Genomic DNA, 17,170 nt, shown 5'->3' on the forward strand with positions numbered 1-17,170 from the left:
TCTTTAAAATAATCGTTACCCGGTTTTGCCGGGTAACGATCAACACTCTTTCTAGAAATGTAAAGTGCTCTAGTTAAGAGTTAGGAAAGCCACGAGGCTTTCACCCAGCCGCCACCTTTGAGTTGGGCCCAGCCGTTTCTGTAATGACCGGTCAATGCCACATTGTCTCCATTGTATAACTTGCCGATGACATGAGAACAGCCATCGGGGCGGTGGCGGATATTCAGTCGGCCGCCGTTGGTGGCAACTTCAGCGTAGCTGTGACGGCTGTGACCGCCACAACGGGAGTAGCCGCAACTTGCCTGCGCTTCGCCTGGGACACCCAGAACAGATAGGGCTACTGCCATACCTGCAACGCCTATCCATGCAGAATTAGGAATTTTCAAGCCCAGCTCGTCTAAGGACTTGACTTGGAGTTCGGACTCTGGAGATTCATAAGCAACAAAAGAGTGGCTCAATGCTAGTGCTTCCATAGTTTCCTCGTGATTTTTGTTAACATTTGTTGGTGCAGACTCAGGTAGAAACCTCAATTAACAGCCCAAACCATTAACTTCTGTTTCAGAAAAGGCACAAGAGGGCGTTATGGTCTTGCTGTTGCCGAGTATCCGCCAATTTGCCTGAATCCTGCACAGGTATATCATGTCATTTATGTAGCTTTCCGGAACAAAAAAATAAATAAAGTTTACATCTGCTGCTAAAAATTTTGCCGACGCGGATCAGAAGTCCGGGCAGAATTAAACTTAACTGTGTCATTCAAAAGGAAAGAAAGTAATCGTTTGGGGTTGGAGATTGCTTGTACTGAGTTACGAATGACACTATTTATTGGGTGTGCTTATTTATTGAGTTGCTAGAGCAATACTGGCAGTTAATTTTATCTAACAAGTATTTTGCTCGTCTTCAAGTACGGTATGAATAGGGTTGTGGTGAGTCATAGTGTAGCCGATCGCACTTGTGCAGAAGTTGGGGGCAATGGCGTCGGGCCCTTGCCCGTGCTACGAGATTGGTCTAAAAATTAGTCTCCCTGTGTCCCCGACAAGAATGCAAGACAAATCCATCGCGACTTGATTTGTGTCAAGATCAATTAACTTATCCAGCACCACATCTTTGGCAATGAACTCTAGCGCTGCACTTTCGATCGCTACAATTCCTCAACGACATGAATCAGACAGCTTCGCAATTACCTTAGCGCCGTTGTCTGTAGAGGAAATATATGCTTTGGCAGATGACCCCGCGAACGGAGCCGTGGTAATAATGAGCGGTACAGTCCGCAACCAAACTGACGGTCAAGCTGTAGTTTCCCTAGAATATCAAGCCTACGAACCGATGGCCGTGCGAGTATTCCAGCAAATCGCTACGGAAATCCGCCGCCAGTGGGTAGATGTCAATCGGGTCGCCATTCACCACCGCGTCGGACACTTGCAGGTGGGCGAAATCAGCGTACTGGTGGCTGTTGGCTGTCCCCACCGGGGGGAGGCATTTGCAGCTTGCCAGTACGCCATAGATACGCTCAAACACAATGTACCGATTTGGAAAAAGGAACATTGGGCTGACGGTTCTAGTAGTTGGGTTAGTATTGGAGCGTGTGAGGTTGTCGGGCATTAGTAAGCAGTCAGCAGTCATTGAGTGTCTGATGACTCAAGCCGATGGCAGTTTCCGAGTGCGGGAACCAATCGAGATCTGCTAGCGTCAAAAAGTGTGGAATGTTCGATGAGCCAATTCCACCGATGAGCGACTTTATTTCCGTGTCCTGGTCTGCGGTTGTGGCGACCGTTCAAAGAGTGCAATTGCCAGCCGAAAAACTCTCTAATTATGACTTGGTGTTGCGTTGTCAGGAAGGAAATCGACCTGAAAGCACTGCCTTTTCAGAACTGTTGAAGCGGTATCAGTCCCACGTAGACAGGGTACTCTATCACTTGGCCCCTGACTGGCAAGACCGAGCAGACTTGGCTCAGGAAGTGTGGATTCGGGTCTACCGCAATATTAACCGCTTGCAAGAGCCTGTTAAATTTCGGGGCTGGCTGAGCCGCATCGCCACTAATTTGTTTTACGATGAGTTGCGGAAGCGCAAACGGGTGCGAACTCCGCTGTCGCTGGACGTACCCCGTGCTCTGGAAGATGGCGAGGTTGATTGGGAAATTCCGGCCGACAGTCCGGGGCCTGATGAAGATTTGACGACTAGAGAATTTTACGACCAGTTGCGGGTGGCGATCGCAGATTTGCCTGAAGTATTCCGCACGACAATTGTTTTAAGAGAAATTGAAGGTTTAGCCTATGAGGAAATAGCCGAAATGACCGGAGTTTCTCTGGGAACTGTCAAGTCGAGAATTGCTAGAGCTCGCCAAAGATTGCAGTTGGAATTGCAAAAATATCTCGATGGTAATTAGCAATAGTGCTTTGAGAGGTCGATCAAGAAGATTTGGTCATGTTTGCTGTCATATCAAAACTTCTCTTTTAAAATATAAATAAGCAGTAAATCATTCTAATAGCCAGGGCATCCTTCCCCAATAAAAGCAACTTTGAAATATGAATTATAACTTTGAATCGGATAAAAATCAGCATCAGCAAGGTATCGGGGATTCACTCGCTGAAAATCAAGCTAACACCAATTATCCCCAGGGGAATGTAACTACTATGATGCGCGATCGCTTTGAATTGCTGAGTGCTTACCTCGACGGCGAAGTGACGGCTGCAGAACGTCGGCAAGTGGAGGAGTGGCTGACAAATGACCCCACTACGAAGCGTTTGTACTCGCGACTGCTGATGATGCAGCAGAGTTTTCAGTCAATGCCGGTGCCTGCTGCCGAACAATCTGCACAGGAGTTGGCGACGAAGGTTTTGCAGCGGGTGGAACGCAAGCCGAAACGAACTTGGATTTTGGGTGGAGGTGCGATCGCAGCTTTGTTGATTGCGGTGGTGTCTGGTGTCGGTGGCGGCCGCCAATTGTTTGCTCCCGAGTTTGCTCGATCTCCCATTCCTGCTGAATCTGACGGTTTGATGGTGGCTTTGAACGAGCCTCTGGTGGAGATTGTTAATCCCAACGATTTGATGCTTGGGGTGAATGCACCGATAATGGATATTCCCAAAGTTGGTGTAGCAAGCCCTCAAAAGTCATTGCCAAAGGCGCAATAGGATTTCTGTTTGGAGCATAAATGAAGTTGCTAAGCTCCCTAAAAAAGGGGGCTTTTGCGGTTTTTCCCAGTTTTTCAAGGTGGATATATTCTTTGACACTTTCCTGGCTTTGAATGACGTATTGTGGGGCGATCGCATCTTAATATCGAAGTAGGTAGCTAGTGGAATTAGAGCGGGCGATCGCACTTGTCACCGATTTTTTGCAGATTTGCGATCGGCAACAACAATGTCTCCTCAATTTCCTGCCGCACAGCAGGAGATACATTACAACCGCTATTGAGGCAATCTACCAGCAATTTATTAGCATCGTAATACTTCCTCAGCAATAACTTCTGCTGTTCGCTAAATTGCCAATCGTGACCTATATTGCGATACTTAATCATCACATTTATTAATTGCTGAGTCCAATTTCGACCTTTAGCTTCCCACCACTCCCGCTCGCTTTTCCACCACTCCTGTATTCTGTTTGGATATGCTGAAGCATATAGTTGGTCTCTAAGTTGTTGCAGAGATTGCTTCAATTCTGGTTCCAGATTTAAATTGAGAGTAAAGGCGAGGATAGAGACAAGATTGCGACCTGATGCAGCAGCATAAAGATAGGGAATATTAAGGTCAATGGCATAGACCATTGCAACGTCAAGAACAATATCAGTAGCCAAGTCAGAGTGGCGTTCAGTAGCCAAGCCAGAGTCACGTTCATTGTCATAATAAGAAGTAAAGTCCAAGAAAAAAAGTTCAAGGGGTGGTTTAAAGGTATGGTCAATGGCATAACCAAGAATACGGATCAAATTTAGGTCAAAATTCAAGTCCGAACGAGGGTTACTAACGCGATCTACCTCTCGACCCAGATAAAAAGCGCGGATAGCGGATGGTTTATAGGGAGCCTTAATGGAATAAGATTTATTTCTTATCCACACTAGGAACTGCTGCAACTGCTCATCCTCAGCGACCAGCCCATCAACTTGCTGTCTCATTGACAGTAACAAGTCATCAGCTTTTTGCAACATCCCAACTGCTAAGAACAATACTTCTCGCCAACGCTTCTCGGTCAGGTGGCTGACCAGTTTTTCCCAAACTTGTGGCTCGGAATTGTTAACTATTTCTCTAGCAGTGAAATACTCTTGAAATGTTAGATGAGAAAATGAATAAATCCCTCTTGCCCTCTCCACTAATAATCCATGTTGTGCCTCGATCGCCTTCAGGACAACCTCACTATGGATGTCCAACTGAACTGGGTCACTTGTGCCATCGGGTAAGTTAGCCAGATAGTCGGCAATCAATTGCTGAACTGTGTTTTTTTCAAAAAAATAATCGCCACGATCGAAAGTAATAGCTGCCACAAAAGCAAGTAAATGTTGCTTGTGGGAAAAATTCAAATTGCGATAAACTTCATCCCGTTTAATGCCTCTGGTTTCATCCCATTTTCTGAGCAAAATTTCCAGTCCTTCTTCATACAATTTGGATCTGTTGGATGGAAAATCTGCTTTTGCTTGGAATACTAAACAAGTCAGATTAAGCAAAATTGGCGTTACTGCCAGTTCTCGGATTTGCTGATTTTTTTGCAGTTTCAGCTTCTCTACAAATTGAGATGCTAAAGCTTTCCCTGCCTCCATCTTCTGGGAAAATGCTACAAACCAATTTTTAGCAAAGGCAGCGATTTGCTGGTTATTAAAATCGGCTACCTCAACACAGGTAAAAGCTTCGTCGTGAAAGCGGTACTTAGCAGCGGCAATTCGACAGGTAATTATAAACTGATTGTTGTAATATTTTTGGACAAACTGACGAATCTGTCTGACGACTGCATCGCTATCGGATTCTGGCACTTCATCTAAGCCGTCCAATAAAATCAAACCTCTGCCTTGACTGAGTACCGATTCAGTTTGCGATCGCGCCTCAACTCCGCAACTGGCAAATTCGTCGCTGATATATTCTAATAAGTCAAGATTATAGATTTCAGGAAAGGTTTTCAGAGAGATAAAAATCGGTATTTTGTTTGCTTCAAATTTGGCGCGATCGCACTGAATGGCAATGTGTTTCAAAAAGGTAGTTTTACCGGAACCAGGTTTGCCGAGTACCATCAGTTTAGAGTGAGATTTCACCGCATCCAATGCTGGTACTCGTTTCTGGCGTACTTTGCCTAAACCCAAGCGGTTAAAGTTATCCGCATCTGGGTTGAAGTCTCTCAATAAATCGCGAATTTCTCCCGGCTGCCAACTGGTAATTTCCTCCAAAATGTTGACTTCAACGTAGAGGTTGCTGACATCAACGGGCTGTGCAATATCCAACAGTTGCATTTTGCTGTAAAGCTGTTGGATTTTGCTGTGGCATTTTTGCCGGATCTCTTCCACTACCGAATCAATAGGCTGTGGGCAAAAATCTCTAATCTCCTCAACCCTCCCTTGGTAAGGGGAGGCTAAAGGAGGACGATCGACAATTTCTTCCCAATCCAAATGCAAAACGGTGCAGAAAGCCTTGAAAGCATTGGCTTTAATAGGTTCTTGTCCTCGTAAAAAACGCCTCCAAGTTGGCAGCGACAGGCCATTGGCATAGGGCCCGGCCTCTGTCCAAGTTCGATCTGGATCTAATGCTTTACTAGCTTCTACTAGCCATCTGGGGTCTTCTATAGTCGATCCCTTTTCTCTTCTAGCTTGCCTAATTTTTACTAATCCCTCCTCAGAGGCTTTGAGGGTAGTCATTGTATAATTTACTTTTTTATTTGTCAATGTCAGTTTTCGATCAGTTTAGCGATCGCAAACTGAGTTTGTCAAGACCTGAGCAACCAAGAGAAAATGATGGGGACAACAACTGCACGGCAGACGAAAAAAGTCAGGCATAAATCATGCAAACTTAATCAGTAAGAATGCCACTCGCTTTTTTCGTCGGTTAAAAAGTACAGATTAAATGATGATCAAGGATAGGAAAATGAAAAATAACATTGATGAATTTGTGGTCGGTGGGATAGGTCTAAAAATCATTGGAAAAATCGCCGATGAGCTAAGTTATACCAGAACTTGTGACTGTCGCAACTGTCTGTTAATTGTAAAATATTATCAACCATCCCAACACAGCAGTCAAACGGGTTATTTTAAGCGGGCGATCGATCTTTTAAACAGCAATTTAATTGTCTGGCTTCAAAAGCAACGAACTCCCCAATCCGACCCCTGTTCTAAGCAGCAACTTCACAAAATTAGCCTTACAAGTAAATCTGATATCAAGGCTGTTCCTCAGGTTTTATGGTGGGTCGAGCAGTTTAGAGTATCTACCCATTCCTGAAGCTGTTTTGCAGCAATTCAAACTTGCTGCGATCGAAGCGTTCACGAATGCTGTTCGCCACGCTCACAAAAATCGGCCCTCCGAAACTCCGATCGAGCTTGAAATAACAGTATTTAACGATCGTCTAGAACTCAAAATTTGGGATTGGGGGAAGCCTTTTGATCTTCAATCAAAGTTGGAAGAAGAATTGCCAGAAACAAGTCTGTTTAGTTGGAAGGAACTGGGATTTATGCTTGACTAAAACATTCCTAGACTCACGGGTAGCCAGAAAGCTATTTTTTTGACGCCTCTCCTTCGCTGTCACCTGCCGATAATGTAAAAAACCCGGTTTATGAAGGTTTATGCGTAAGTCCTGAATTGACACTAGGATTTTTTTTGTGATCACTGTTAATACTGCCCCCAAGATTCTGGTTGTGGAAGATGACCCACCTATCCGCAATCTAATTCATCGCTTTTTAAATCAGAAATATCAAGTAAATTCTGCCGCCGATGGCGAGACTGCTTTAGCATTATTTGATCAATTCAAGCCGGTGATAGTAATTCTCGATTGGAATTTGCCGGATACTACTGGCTATCACCTCTGTCAGGAAATGCAGCGCCGGACTAATGTTTTTGTGATTATGCTCAGCAGCCGCACAGACGAAGCTGATAAAATTAAAGTCCTGTCTGTTGGTGCTGATGACTATATCTGCAAACCATTTGGTCTGGCGGAGTTGGCAATTCGTATAGAAGTTGTGTTGAGACGCATCAGGCCGGTCACTTCATCACGTATTGTATTCGATCGATTTGCGATCGATTCAGCGCGTCGGGAAGCAACACTCAACGATCGCACGCTCAAGTTAACAGCCTTGGAATTTAAGATATTGTATTTTTTGGCAAGTCATCCCGGTCAATCTTGGAGTCGCCAACAGCTAATCGAAAAAATCTGGGGGTGGAACTGCGACGACACAGGAGAAGACCAACTTGTTAGCGTACATATCGCTCAGATTCGCAAGAAAATGATTCAAGTTGATGCTACGGGGTCGCAGTTTATTAAAACTATTCGGGGTTTCGGTTACAAATTCGATCCGCCAGATCGCACGCCAATGGCAATTTAGTCAGCTCATCGGCATTAACGGCTTATTTTGTGAAAAACCTATTTTCCCACCTGCCGTCGGGCAGCCAGATGGCTCCCAGAGAACGAACGCGATCGGGTAACATGAAGTATGCCCAAGCCGTCCCTAGAGGTTTGAGGTGTCGATCGAAGATTTCGATTTCCTGTCGCTGATATTCGTTTTGTGTCGGTTCCCGCAGCGGATGATAGTCTTCCAATCGGTCTAAATCGTCCAAAATAGCCGAGTTTGCGAAACAGAGGAGAAAACCGCAGACTGTGCCATCTCCGGCCATCATCGCAGGATAGCCGATCGGCAGGGCAAAAAGTTGACCGCGGGCGATCGCGGGACAAGCATCCACAACTTTTCCTTCGCAGTAGCGGAGGTAGTTGGACTCCCCCGGTTTGAGTGTGCCGTATACAAAGACTTTCATCGGGTAGGGCTTAACCGCTAGTTTTTGCTAACATAGATGGCTAAGCTAATAGTTTAAGTCTCGCGGGTGATCGCGACTGCAATCTTGATAAATTTCGTTGTTTACCCTTTCTTATAATTCATGACTCTAGCAGTTAGTTTTATTGCTTTTGGACTTGGGCCTTTGTACTTGAGCTCTTTTTTGCCGTCCCTGCCCCTGGACAGCTTGTTTTCGACTCAAGGGATTATGGTGATGCTGCTGGCAGCCTATGCGGGGGCGATGTGGATGTTTCTCACCAGTGCTCCGAAGGTACATACGGTGATGGTATCGGATCTCGGACAAGCGAGGGAGTTCTATGAAGGTATGCTAAACCTGCCAGTAGCAGAAGTGCCGCTGCACTACTACTACAATTACGAGCAAACTTTGGGGACAACTGGTATCGATCCGCTGTATTTGTCGCCGAATGTCGGGAGGGCAACAAGCTCTCAAACGATGGGGAGTCCCGAGGGTTTGTGGTATCAGTTGATGAAAAATACCCAACTGCACATTATTAGCGGCGCCGGTGTAGGGGAAAAAAATCGCCCGCGTCACGTTTGTTTCGATCGCGAATGTTTGGATCAGCTATTGATGAGGGTACAAACTCGCGGAATTAGTTATAAAATTCGCCGGGAAAAGCCGCTGAATTTTTTGGTCAAGGATTACGACGGTCGCGTCATTGAAATGGCTGAGGTTAGTAATTAAGCTGACAGGCAAAAAAATTTAGATATAAAAATCCGGTTTGTCCAAGAAACCGGATTTCTAAAGTTACAAGTTTGCCAGTCATTTTTGCTATGACTTCATCGTCTCTGTTGCAAATTAACTAAATTTTTAATTTGTACCAAACATTGTTGAAAACGGAGAAATTGATTCAAGAGGTAAAGTAGATGGGACAGACAAAATTAATCGATCAGTTTAATCAAGATGGATATGTTAAGTTTCAGGGTTTTTTTTCCGAAGCCGAGATGAGAACACTGATCGAGGATATTAAAGAAGCCGATCCGAAGCACATTGACAATAATCTGAATAAAGGAAGCTTAACTTTTCACAGTCAGCTATTCCAATACAGTGAAAAAATCCAAAACTTCATCTCTCAACCCCGACTGGTGGAACTGCTTACACAATTCATTGGTCCAAATTTCTGGGTGCGGTGGGATCAGGCAGTAGCCAAAGGACCGGGAGCAGAAACCTTTCCTTGGCATCAGGACAATGGCTACAGCAACCTTAAGGATAATCACTACCAACTGTGGATTGCACTTACCAGAATGACCCCCGAAAATGGTGGGCTGTGGTTACAACCGGGCAGTAACAAAAAACGGCTGCCGCACAAATTTGAAGGTAACTATGCTGTGTATGATGGAACTCCTGACAGTCCACTCTTCATTGAAGCAGAAGCGGGGGATCTTGTTTTGTTTTCCTCGCTGACACTTCACAGTACCACACCTAATGTTTCGCAGGAAACTCGCTGGGCTTATGTGATTGAATATATGTCCCTCACTCACGTCGATCCTTCTATCAAACCACCCTATTTTGTGGTTGCCCGTAACGGTAAGTCCCAGCCAGAGTTTGTTAATCTTCATACAGGTTTCCTGAACCCCTGGAATCATTTGAAATACCTTGGTTATCGCTGGGATCTCAATCAACTGTTGCCAAGAAGGCTGAAACTACTTCTAAAGAGAGCAGAGTTGCTAGGAAAGAAGTAATACCAATTCTCACTGTACGTTCACTAGGTGAAGCCCGAGTGTACTGCGTAAGTCATTCGTACTTCACCTAGAACCCTAGAAGCATTAGGTTGATTTAACGGTATTTGATATCACTTAGTTCTTACTTCAACGTCCGATCGCTCTAATTCTATATCTGCCAAAGAGACTGCTTTCCGGCTGAAGATTTGGAAGTAGAAAGAAACAAAAAACTCTTTGACTGGAAAAAGGATAAAAGTCAAAGGATTAATTGTGACGATGATATTGCGCGAATCGGTTTTAGCTTGTTTGACAACTTGCTGTGCTACCCAGTCGGGAGACATGAGGCCGATCGGGTTTAAGTTGCTTTTAAACGGCCCTAAAATGAGTTTGCGAACGATGCAGGGTGCGTCTAACCGGCGCAGGGTGACTAAATCTCCCAGGGCGCGTTTGCTGAGTTCGTACAGGGGACTGACAGCGGGAATTACTTCTGCTTCGGAAGTGTTGATCCAGACTTCTTTGCAAGCGATGTTTTCGTTAGTGCGGACTGTTAAGAAAAAGAGTTCCATCAGCCGCCACGCGGAAAAAGTGTTAATTTCGTAGGAGTTTGCGATCGCCTCTCCTGTTCTTTCTCCGTGTACATTAATCCCGTGATTGATGACGAGAATATCGATTTTTTCTAAAAATAGGGCTAAGTCTGCCTCTTGGCCAGCTTGCCAAGTTACGGTTTTTATAGGTAAACTTTCGCCGTCTATATTCAAAGTAATTTCCTCATTTCCAGAGGTGAGGGCGATCGCTTTTGCACCAGCTTTGTGCAGGTGTTTGAGAAGCGAACGACCTAAAGTTCCCGATGCACCGGTGACGGCTACAGTTTTGCCTTTGAGAGAAAGTGCTGTACCCATAAGTTTATCTATTAAGGTGAAAGTACCGCAATAGTAAGCATTTTGATTGTCGAAGTGATGCCGCCAGTGATAAGGTTTATTAACTAACCACTTGCCAGGGGGAGCCAGGAAGTCTCCCGGTTGGTGGGTGATGTCGGTTAATTCGTCTGCGCCTTTGATGCCGCACCCGCGGGCGATCGCGCTCAACAAAAAGCCTAAAGTATAAATACAACCCGCTGCTGCGCCCCAGTGATATTCCGGCAGCCCAAAATAAGCTACACCCCACAGCAACAATCCCAAAACCATCATCGCCGCAGCTTCGGGCACGTCGTGACGCCAGTGTGCTTGCTTGTAAATAGTCTCGCTGACGGGGGTCAAATTCGGGCGGAAAACGCGGTGATGCCAGGTGTGCAGCTTTTGCAGGGGTGCCCAATAATGGGACACGACGTGATAAAAGTCTCGTATTATTTCTGCCCAGCAGACAGAAGCTATTGCCACAGCGCCGACTATCCAGTAATTTACCATGCTCGCACCAGTTTGAAATTTGAGATATTAGATATTGTCTGCTTTGAAAGATAACTCAAAATGGCTTTTATTGCTAGTCTGGAAGTTGACTCAGGCGTTTTAAAATCTGCAAAACCCGGTACAATTCATTGCCGGGATTGCGGATTACAAATTCTGGAGATAAGGCATACTGAGCTATTTCGCCTCTGACTAACTTGACAAAACTAAAGTTAGCACCTGTGGAAATCATCCCAAAAGTAGGAGTTTCGGGAGCGGGCTCTGCGAGCATATATGTCAGGAGTTGGGCAAGTGCTTCGTCAGTTGAAAACGAAAGTTGTTTGGATTCAATTACTGTCACCCACAAGTTTGCTTTCATAATTAGGATATCTATTCTGCCTTCGATGATTCTGTCTTCGTCTTCCTCTTGAATGGATATCGACTTTTCGGCTTTGACGTGAAAACGAGACTCAAAGAGACCGGCAATAAATAAAATAGGGCTGATGATTGTTAGCTTGACTGCATTTTCCAATACAGGCGGGTTGTCTACCAAGTTGAAGTATATGTCTTGGACGCGATCGAGTAATTGTTTTTCTGAGTCTGTTACTTCGGGTAATTTTTCTTGCCATTCTCGGAAAAATTCGCTGTTACGAACTCGCTGCAAGCCGAAGTTATCGATTAGATAGCGGAGGTTGATATCTCTTGCTTGAAGTTTTTGCATTATGATATTAATCAAGGTTTTTATCGTTATTAATAATAAGTTTAGCAGAATTTTGATTGTTGACCCCAGATGAATGCAGATGAAATGCACATAAAGCAGATTTGGCTGAGATGGCTGTTCATTGGGATTTGCGATCGGCAATTCACTGTTTTTGCGTGGCTTGCATTTCCAGCAATTGCGGCACGGTTACAAAACGATATCCCTGCTGTTTGAGTTTGGGAATAATTGCAGATAGTGCCTCGACTGTTTGCTGGCGATTTCCGCCGCCGTCGTGCAACAATACGATCGCCCCTGATGTCGCTTGGGATAGCACGCTACGCGCGATCGCAGCGGCCGGAGGTTGCAGAAAGTCTTTAGGATCGATCGACCACATCACCACTACATAATTCTTCTTTTGAGCGTAAGCTGCTAAACCGTTATTTAAGCGCCCGCCGGGCGGGCGAAACAAGAAACTTTTTGCCCCAGTCGATCGATAAATATGAACCCCAGTATTATCTATTTCATCTGATGCTGTTTTTTCCGTAACATTGTGAGAATAGTGATGCCAAGTATGGTTCCCGATCGCATTTCCCGCTTGCACAACTCTTTTCGCAATCTCTGGATACTCCCGCAAATTTGCACCCAAACAGAAAAATGTACCCACAACTTGATGTTTATGCAAAACTGCTAATATTTTCAAAGTTTCAGGCGACGGGCCATCGTCAAATGTCAGGGCGATAACTTTTGAGTTGTTAATACTGGCTTTATAAACTATTTGGCTGCGAAATTGCGCGGGCGGTGCGAAGACTAAAGGTTGTTCGGGAGGTTTGGGAGAAGGAGTTGCGGGGAGTGAAGGGGGTGTTTTTAGTTTTGGGGGTTTCAGGAGGTTTGGCGGGGGATTTTCAATGGGTGCGATCGGTATTAGCGGATTTGAATTGGCGGTTTTTCTGTTTTCCGACAACAGAGAAATTGTGATGCTCAATCCGATAAGTATAACAGTTTTAATACCCCCTTTTTTATTGCCTTTGCGACTCATCAGGTATAGGAGTTATTTTGAACAATCTCATTATGCCTGATTGTTCTGCTAGCTTAAAATTTTGGTAAATTATTTTTTTTGCAAAACGTCGATCGCACTAAAGCTAGACTTAGCCAGAAACCGGGTTTTTTTAGGCAAATCAATCGTGGCTAGCCACCCTTTCTGCTATCAAAACCCGGTTTCTTAATAAAAAATCTACACTTTTTGGCTCTTTCGGCGACAATAAAACAACATGATGACACCCTATCTGTCAAGGACTATCTACAACCGGCAAGTTTGCCGCGCCCTTTCATCATCGGGTTCTTGCCACCCAAAAGCAAAATGACTCACCGCATTAATTTGCGGCGCCGCCGAGCGAATTGCCCGCATTTGAATCTCCAAAGACGGCCGATTTCTGAGAGGTTTTCCCCAATCTCCAGCAATGGCAGGAATAATTTTTGCTCCCGCAGGCGCTAAACTCACTGTCCGCTGCACCTGTGGCACAATGCAGCTTACATCCCCGCAATTTCCGTAAGACATGGCGTGGAATTCCACAGCAGCAGGAAAGCTGTCCCAAGGCTGCAATCTCGAATCATATCCCCCTTGATTTATCGCTTGATTTGCAGTGGGAAAAAACACGGCTCCTACAGGAATTCCCATCCTTTGAGCTGGTTGAATAGCTATTCCAAAAAAATCTAAAATCCCTTGCACTGCGTGAGCAACGCTCAGTTTCCACAGGTCTTTTTGCAGAATGCCAGTATCGGGAAGTGGCGGTGTCGGTTTTGGTGTGGCAGTTGCAGCCTTTGGCTTGTTAGTGGCGGGAGTTGTTGAGGCAGATCTTGATGCGGCATTCTCTCTTCTAGAAGGTGGAGTTGCTACTGACATCGCCTGTGGAATTCGCCCCTGCCAAAGAGGTTCTCGCTCAGTTGGATACTGTTTGACTACTGCTTGAACGTCATTAGGATTGATAAATCCCTTAGTCAAATATCGCTGAATTAAATCTCGCCCTTGCTGATTGCTAGCCCGCTGCAAAAGAACTTGCTGCGATGCTGGGCCGTAAATCCACAAGTCTTGAACTTTGGTAGCAACTGAAGCCGGTCCGACGCCCCGTAGATAGCGAATGTAGTCGAATAACATTCCTTGCGGCTTGCGCTTGACTATTTGATTTACTAACAAAGTATAGTCTTGCCTCGCTTGCGGGTTGTACGGATCGATAAAGGCTTGATTGCCCGGAACTTCTCCTAAATCATCGTTAATTCCTGCGTCTTGAACTACTGTTAAAGTTGTCTGATTTTTACCGTTGATAGCGAGGCTTTGCTGTCTGTCGGAACGCTGAGAATAGGTATACCCAAAGTTCATGGTAAACAACCAGGCGTATACTTTTAAACCTCGCTGTTTGCCTTTGGCGATCGCCTTTTCTAACAAGTCGTATTTCTCGTAACCGCGATTTCTCAAAACAGAAGGCCAAGCCGTAGGATTGTCTGCGACTGGTAGCAGCACTTGACCATCATAAAATGTTTCTATATAGACTTGGTTGTAACCTTTATTCACAACTTTGTCTAATACTCGATCAATTTCTCCGGGTCTGACATCGCAGGGATACAAACGCAGCCAAACTGCTTGGGTTTCCGGCCAAGTTTTTTGGCGGCATTCTGCTATTTCCCGCGCGTGTTTGTTCAAAACAGCAAAATATGCTTGCTGAGATTCCCGTTTGCCCGAGAGCGCGGCGCGGCGCAAGTCTTCTTTTTGATTGACCTGTTCTTGGGATAATTGGCAGTAGGCTGATGTTTGGGCAAAAGCTGGTTGATTTCCGATAAACGGCCAAACAAGCTGGCTGATGAAGCTACTGGTTAAAACAGCAGTTACCGCACTTAAAAAGCGTCGCTGGTGTTGAAAATTCGCGATGCGAGTTGGTGCAATTTTCATGGGAGAATGGAATGGGGTTTTCTGGTTTAAATTGGGTGGCGATCGCAAAAATGCGATCGCGCTCAACAAGCAGCTACAAATTTTCTACTTTTTTCCGTTGACTTAGTTATGGCACAAGTCGATCGCACAATGCAAATTCTATCTAGTGGGTATTTAAATCCAATAAGGGCGATCGGGCAAAATAAGACTCCGCGATTAAAGCGCTGCTAAGCTATACAAACTTTCGTCCGCCTAAGCGAAGGCCCCCAGGCACCTGCCTTCGCGCACTCAAAATAAAGGGGGTAAAAAGCCCGGATTTGATATCATATCGATTCCGGTTGCACCGTCCGTGATTGTTGAATGTTGACTGTTGACAGTGAACAGTAACAGTCAACAGTCAACAGTCAACACTCAACAGTGAACTCGAATTGACTATTCCGATGCTAACGGATTTGATATCATATCCAGTTCGATTGTTCAGTATTTTTTCCCTATAAAAAAGCGCCTGGATACAGTGGGCGCTAAAAGCAGTTGATATTTCTACTAAAAATTGTTAAGACTCCAATATCAAGGATGAAAGATGAATTATTAAAATTTATCCTTGATCCTAAATTTTGAGATTAAGCTCCTCTGTTAAGAGCAGCTTCAATCTGCTGAAATTCTGACTCAAGGCGCTTTTTCAATTTTTCAGGAACGGGACGGTTTGGATAGGAACTGTAATGTCCTGCCAAAGAGTTTAATGCCGTCCGCATTGTCGTGAAAGATGCCAGCTTGGTAAGAGCGGGATCGCGGCGGTAGGCAGCAAAAAAATCGTTGATACTTGTGCGAGCCTTGGCTTGAGCGGCTGCTTTTTCCGGCGTGCCCTCTGGCAAAGTGAGCGCTGTTCTCAAGCTATTCACTAATGCTAATGTGTCTTGGCCGTAATCTCCACTCAGAGTGGCCGGAACATTGGTACAGCCCGCTACGCCGATGACAACAACTAATACCAGGGCTAACAGACGGGAAATGTAATGCTTCATAAGGTTTACAAAAATGGCAGCGAAAGCGGCAATCAAAATTAACCTTTATCCTATCTCGAATTGAGCTAATAATGCCAATTTTTCAAATTTATTGCATCAATACCATGAAACAGAAAATTTGTCAATCTAAAATCTAAAACCTAAAATCTAAAATCGATTGATTTGTCCACCAACGACGGAGAGAATTTGGGTTTGTCGCAGCCACTGAGCATCAAAAGCGCCTAGGTGAGTTGTAGTAATCAGAGTTTGAAATCGTTCTTGAATTGTTTCTAAAAGTTGATTTTGGCGGCTCAGATCGAGTTCTGCAAGTACGTCGTCGAGCAAGAGTAAAGGCGCTTCGCCGACGACTTCTTCAATAAGCTGCAGTTCGGCTAATTTTAATGCTAATACCAGAGTTCGCTGCTGACCTTGGGATGCGTATTGACGAGCTGGGGTATTGTTAATGGTAAATGTAATGTCGTCCCGGTGGGGACCCACTAAAGTAGTTCCTTGAAACTGTTCTGCGATCGCCCTTTTTTGAATTTTCTCTAAAAATGCTTGCCGCACTCCTTCGAGATTATCTTTAGCGATTAATTCCGCCCCTACTTCAATATTAGCTTGGTATTTCACATCTAAAACTTCTGCTGAACCGCTAATTGAACGGTGCCAATTTCGAGCTAAAGGCATCAAACGCTCCAAAATTCGATCGCGCCTGCGGATGACGCGAGCACCCGCTGTCGCCAACTGCGCGTCCCACAAAGCTAATTCCGACCGGGGAATTGGGAATTGGGAATTGGGGAGGGGTAAGTCTTCTGTATTTTCCGGTTCGGGACTTTCAGGTGTCATAAATCGCATCTTGTCAAAACTGTCGGAAAATTCCGCTTTGCGGATTTCTTTAGAACGTTTCAACAGAGCGTTTCGCTGGCGCAAAATTTGGTTGTACTGCTGCAAAATGTGAGCGTAAATCGGTTCTAGTTGGATGACTAGGCGATCGATCCAATTGCGCCTTCCTTCGGGCCCGCCGCGCACTAAGTCCAAATCCAAACAAGAAAATTGCACGACATTTAAGACGCTCAAAAAGTCTAAATGGCGGCGCAGCGGTTCACCGTTGATCTTCAGTGTCCGACGCGCCCCAGAGCGAAGAGTTAAAGCTAAGTCGATCGCTCCGGTTTGACGTTCGAGTGTAGCATCAATTTGCCCGATCGGCTTGGAGTCGAGTATTAAATCGCGATCGCGCCCTACCCTGTGGCTTTTTAAGGTAGAAAGCAACTCTACCGCTTCTAACAAGTTAGATTTTCCTTGCGCGTTATTTCCTACTAAAATGGTTTTGGGAGCGTCAAACGCTACCTTTTGATCGAAGTAGTTCCGAAACTGCCGTAGGTGCAGCGTTTTCAAATACATAATATTAGTAATTGGTAATTGGTAATACAGCCATCGTAGGGTGCACGACCGGGCGCATTTTACAGGTTGTCAACCGAGCGCTTTTACGATTGCGATTTGCGCCACTCGCTGCCCTTGCAATGACATTATAACGAAGTAATAAATGTTTT

Annotated in this window: 16 protein-coding genes; 7 read left to right on the forward strand and 9 right to left on the reverse strand. The window is 45.1% G+C overall.

What is annotated here, in order from left to right:
• Positions 1-80: 80 nt before the first annotated feature.
• Complete coding sequence (locus tag QUA27_RS02930; protein WP_333066229.1) at positions 81-473, reverse strand: SH3 domain-containing protein; 393 nt, start codon at positions 471-473, stop codon at positions 81-83.
• A gap of 637 nt (positions 474-1,110) precedes the next feature.
• On the opposite strand from QUA27_RS02930, the gene QUA27_RS02935 reads away from it, so the two are divergent.
• From QUA27_RS02935 to QUA27_RS02945, 3 genes are all read left to right on the forward strand, one after another.
• Entirely contained in the window at positions 1,111-1,602 is a 492-nt protein-coding gene (locus tag QUA27_RS02935; RefSeq protein ID WP_333066230.1) for a molybdenum cofactor biosynthesis protein MoaE, read from the forward strand.
• 122 nt (positions 1,603-1,724) lie between these two features.
• Positions 1,725-2,384, forward strand: a complete 660-nt coding sequence (locus tag QUA27_RS02940; protein WP_006631278.1) for a sigma-70 family RNA polymerase sigma factor — start codon at positions 1,725-1,727, stop codon at positions 2,382-2,384.
• A gap of 139 nt (positions 2,385-2,523) precedes the next feature.
• Entirely contained in the window at positions 2,524-3,129 is a 606-nt protein-coding gene (locus tag QUA27_RS02945; RefSeq protein ID WP_333066231.1) for an anti-sigma factor family protein, read from the forward strand.
• 167 nt (positions 3,130-3,296) lie between these two features.
• On the opposite strand, the gene QUA27_RS02950 is transcribed toward QUA27_RS02945, so the two are convergent.
• Positions 3,297-5,825, reverse strand: coding sequence for an NACHT domain-containing protein (locus QUA27_RS02950; RefSeq protein ID WP_333066232.1), 2,529 nt, complete (start codon positions 5,823-5,825; stop codon positions 3,297-3,299).
• Between the two features lie 425 nt (positions 5,826-6,250).
• Here QUA27_RS02950 and QUA27_RS02955 point away from each other — a divergent pair, with 425 nt between their 5' ends.
• The gene (locus tag QUA27_RS02955) at positions 6,251-6,643 is read left to right on the forward strand and encodes an ATP-binding protein (protein WP_333066234.1); all 393 of its coding nucleotides are present in this window, start codon (positions 6,251-6,253) and stop codon (positions 6,641-6,643) included.
• Positions 6,644-6,779: 136 nt separating this feature from the next.
• The gene (locus QUA27_RS02960; protein ID WP_333066235.1) at positions 6,780-7,499 is read left to right on the forward strand and encodes a response regulator transcription factor; all 720 of its coding nucleotides are present in this window, start codon (positions 6,780-6,782) and stop codon (positions 7,497-7,499) included.
• Between the two features lie 22 nt (positions 7,500-7,521).
• Here the strand turns inward: QUA27_RS02960 and QUA27_RS02965 are convergent, their stop codons facing one another.
• The gene (locus QUA27_RS02965; protein WP_333066236.1) at positions 7,522-7,926 is read right to left on the reverse strand and encodes a gamma-glutamylcyclotransferase family protein; all 405 of its coding nucleotides are present in this window, start codon (positions 7,924-7,926) and stop codon (positions 7,522-7,524) included.
• Positions 7,927-8,046: 120 nt separating this feature from the next.
• Between QUA27_RS02965 and QUA27_RS02970 the strand changes: the two genes are divergently transcribed.
• Together QUA27_RS02970 and QUA27_RS02975 are read left to right on the forward strand one after the other, a co-directional pair.
• Positions 8,047-8,646: a VOC family protein gene (locus QUA27_RS02970; RefSeq protein ID WP_333066237.1), complete on the forward strand. Its 600-nt coding sequence runs from the start codon at positions 8,047-8,049 to the stop codon at positions 8,644-8,646.
• Between the two features lie 182 nt (positions 8,647-8,828).
• On the forward strand, positions 8,829-9,644 hold the full coding sequence (locus QUA27_RS02975; protein WP_333066238.1) for a phytanoyl-CoA dioxygenase family protein: 816 nt from the start codon (positions 8,829-8,831) through the stop codon (positions 9,642-9,644).
• A 110-nt stretch (positions 9,645-9,754) separates the two neighbouring features.
• Here QUA27_RS02975 and QUA27_RS02980 read toward each other — a convergent pair whose 3' ends face one another.
• The 6 genes from QUA27_RS02980 to QUA27_RS03005 form a co-directional block, all read right to left on the reverse strand.
• Positions 9,755-11,026 (reverse strand): bifunctional sterol desaturase/short chain dehydrogenase, encoded by a 1,272-nt coding sequence (locus QUA27_RS02980; RefSeq protein ID WP_333066239.1) that lies wholly within the window; start codon positions 11,024-11,026, stop codon positions 9,755-9,757.
• 73 nt (positions 11,027-11,099) lie between these two features.
• On the reverse strand, positions 11,100-11,723 hold the full coding sequence (locus QUA27_RS02985) for a restriction endonuclease subunit R (RefSeq protein ID WP_333066240.1): 624 nt from the start codon (positions 11,721-11,723) through the stop codon (positions 11,100-11,102).
• A gap of 142 nt (positions 11,724-11,865) precedes the next feature.
• Positions 11,866-12,738 (reverse strand): polysaccharide deacetylase family protein, encoded by an 873-nt coding sequence (locus QUA27_RS02990; RefSeq protein WP_333066241.1) that lies wholly within the window; start codon positions 12,736-12,738, stop codon positions 11,866-11,868.
• A gap of 261 nt (positions 12,739-12,999) precedes the next feature.
• Entirely contained in the window at positions 13,000-14,643 is a 1,644-nt protein-coding gene (locus QUA27_RS02995; RefSeq protein WP_333066243.1) for a family 10 glycosylhydrolase, read from the reverse strand.
• 599 nt (positions 14,644-15,242) lie between these two features.
• Entirely contained in the window at positions 15,243-15,641 is a 399-nt protein-coding gene (gene psb27, locus QUA27_RS03000) for a photosystem II protein Psb27 (RefSeq protein ID WP_333066245.1), read from the reverse strand.
• Between the two features lie 147 nt (positions 15,642-15,788).
• Positions 15,789-17,021: a DNA replication/repair protein RecF gene (locus tag QUA27_RS03005; protein ID WP_333066247.1), complete on the reverse strand. Its 1,233-nt coding sequence runs from the start codon at positions 17,019-17,021 to the stop codon at positions 15,789-15,791.
• Positions 17,022-17,170: the final 149 nt, after the last annotated feature.

The sequence above is a fragment of the Microcoleus harperi Pol14_C6 genome (genome assembly GCF_036701295.1).
Lineage (GTDB): Bacteria > Cyanobacteriota > Cyanobacteriia > Cyanobacteriales > Microcoleaceae > Microcoleus.

What these genes read in the sequence shown, in the direction of transcription:
- QUA27_RS02930 (WP_333066229.1), bottom strand. Translation starts at nt 473, where the DNA reads ATGGAAGCACTAGCATTGAGCCACTCTTTTGTTGCTTATGAATCTCCA.
- QUA27_RS02935 (WP_333066230.1), top strand. Translation starts at nt 1,111, where the DNA reads ATGAACTCTAGCGCTGCACTTTCGATCGCTACAATTCCTCAACGACAT.
- QUA27_RS02940 (WP_006631278.1), top strand. Translation starts at nt 1,725, where the DNA reads ATGAGCGACTTTATTTCCGTGTCCTGGTCTGCGGTTGTGGCGACCGTT.
- QUA27_RS02945 (WP_333066231.1), top strand. Translation starts at nt 2,524, where the DNA reads ATGAATTATAACTTTGAATCGGATAAAAATCAGCATCAGCAAGGTATC.
- QUA27_RS02950 (WP_333066232.1), bottom strand. Translation starts at nt 5,825, where the DNA reads ATGACTACCCTCAAAGCCTCTGAGGAGGGATTAGTAAAAATTAGGCAA.
- QUA27_RS02965 (WP_333066236.1), bottom strand. Translation starts at nt 7,926, where the DNA reads ATGAAAGTCTTTGTATACGGCACACTCAAACCGGGGGAGTCCAACTAC.
- QUA27_RS02970 (WP_333066237.1), top strand. Translation starts at nt 8,047, where the DNA reads ATGACTCTAGCAGTTAGTTTTATTGCTTTTGGACTTGGGCCTTTGTAC.
- QUA27_RS02975 (WP_333066238.1), top strand. Translation starts at nt 8,829, where the DNA reads ATGGGACAGACAAAATTAATCGATCAGTTTAATCAAGATGGATATGTT.
- QUA27_RS02980 (WP_333066239.1), bottom strand. Translation starts at nt 11,026, where the DNA reads ATGGTAAATTACTGGATAGTCGGCGCTGTGGCAATAGCTTCTGTCTGC.
- QUA27_RS02985 (WP_333066240.1), bottom strand. Translation starts at nt 11,723, where the DNA reads ATGCAAAAACTTCAAGCAAGAGATATCAACCTCCGCTATCTAATCGAT.
- QUA27_RS02990 (WP_333066241.1), bottom strand. Translation starts at nt 12,738, where the DNA reads ATGAGTCGCAAAGGCAATAAAAAAGGGGGTATTAAAACTGTTATACTT.
- QUA27_RS02995 (WP_333066243.1), bottom strand. Translation starts at nt 14,643, where the DNA reads ATGAAAATTGCACCAACTCGCATCGCGAATTTTCAACACCAGCGACGC.
- psb27 (WP_333066245.1), bottom strand. Translation starts at nt 15,641, where the DNA reads ATGAAGCATTACATTTCCCGTCTGTTAGCCCTGGTATTAGTTGTTGTC.
- QUA27_RS03005 (WP_333066247.1), bottom strand. Translation starts at nt 17,021, where the DNA reads ATGTATTTGAAAACGCTGCACCTACGGCAGTTTCGGAACTACTTCGAT.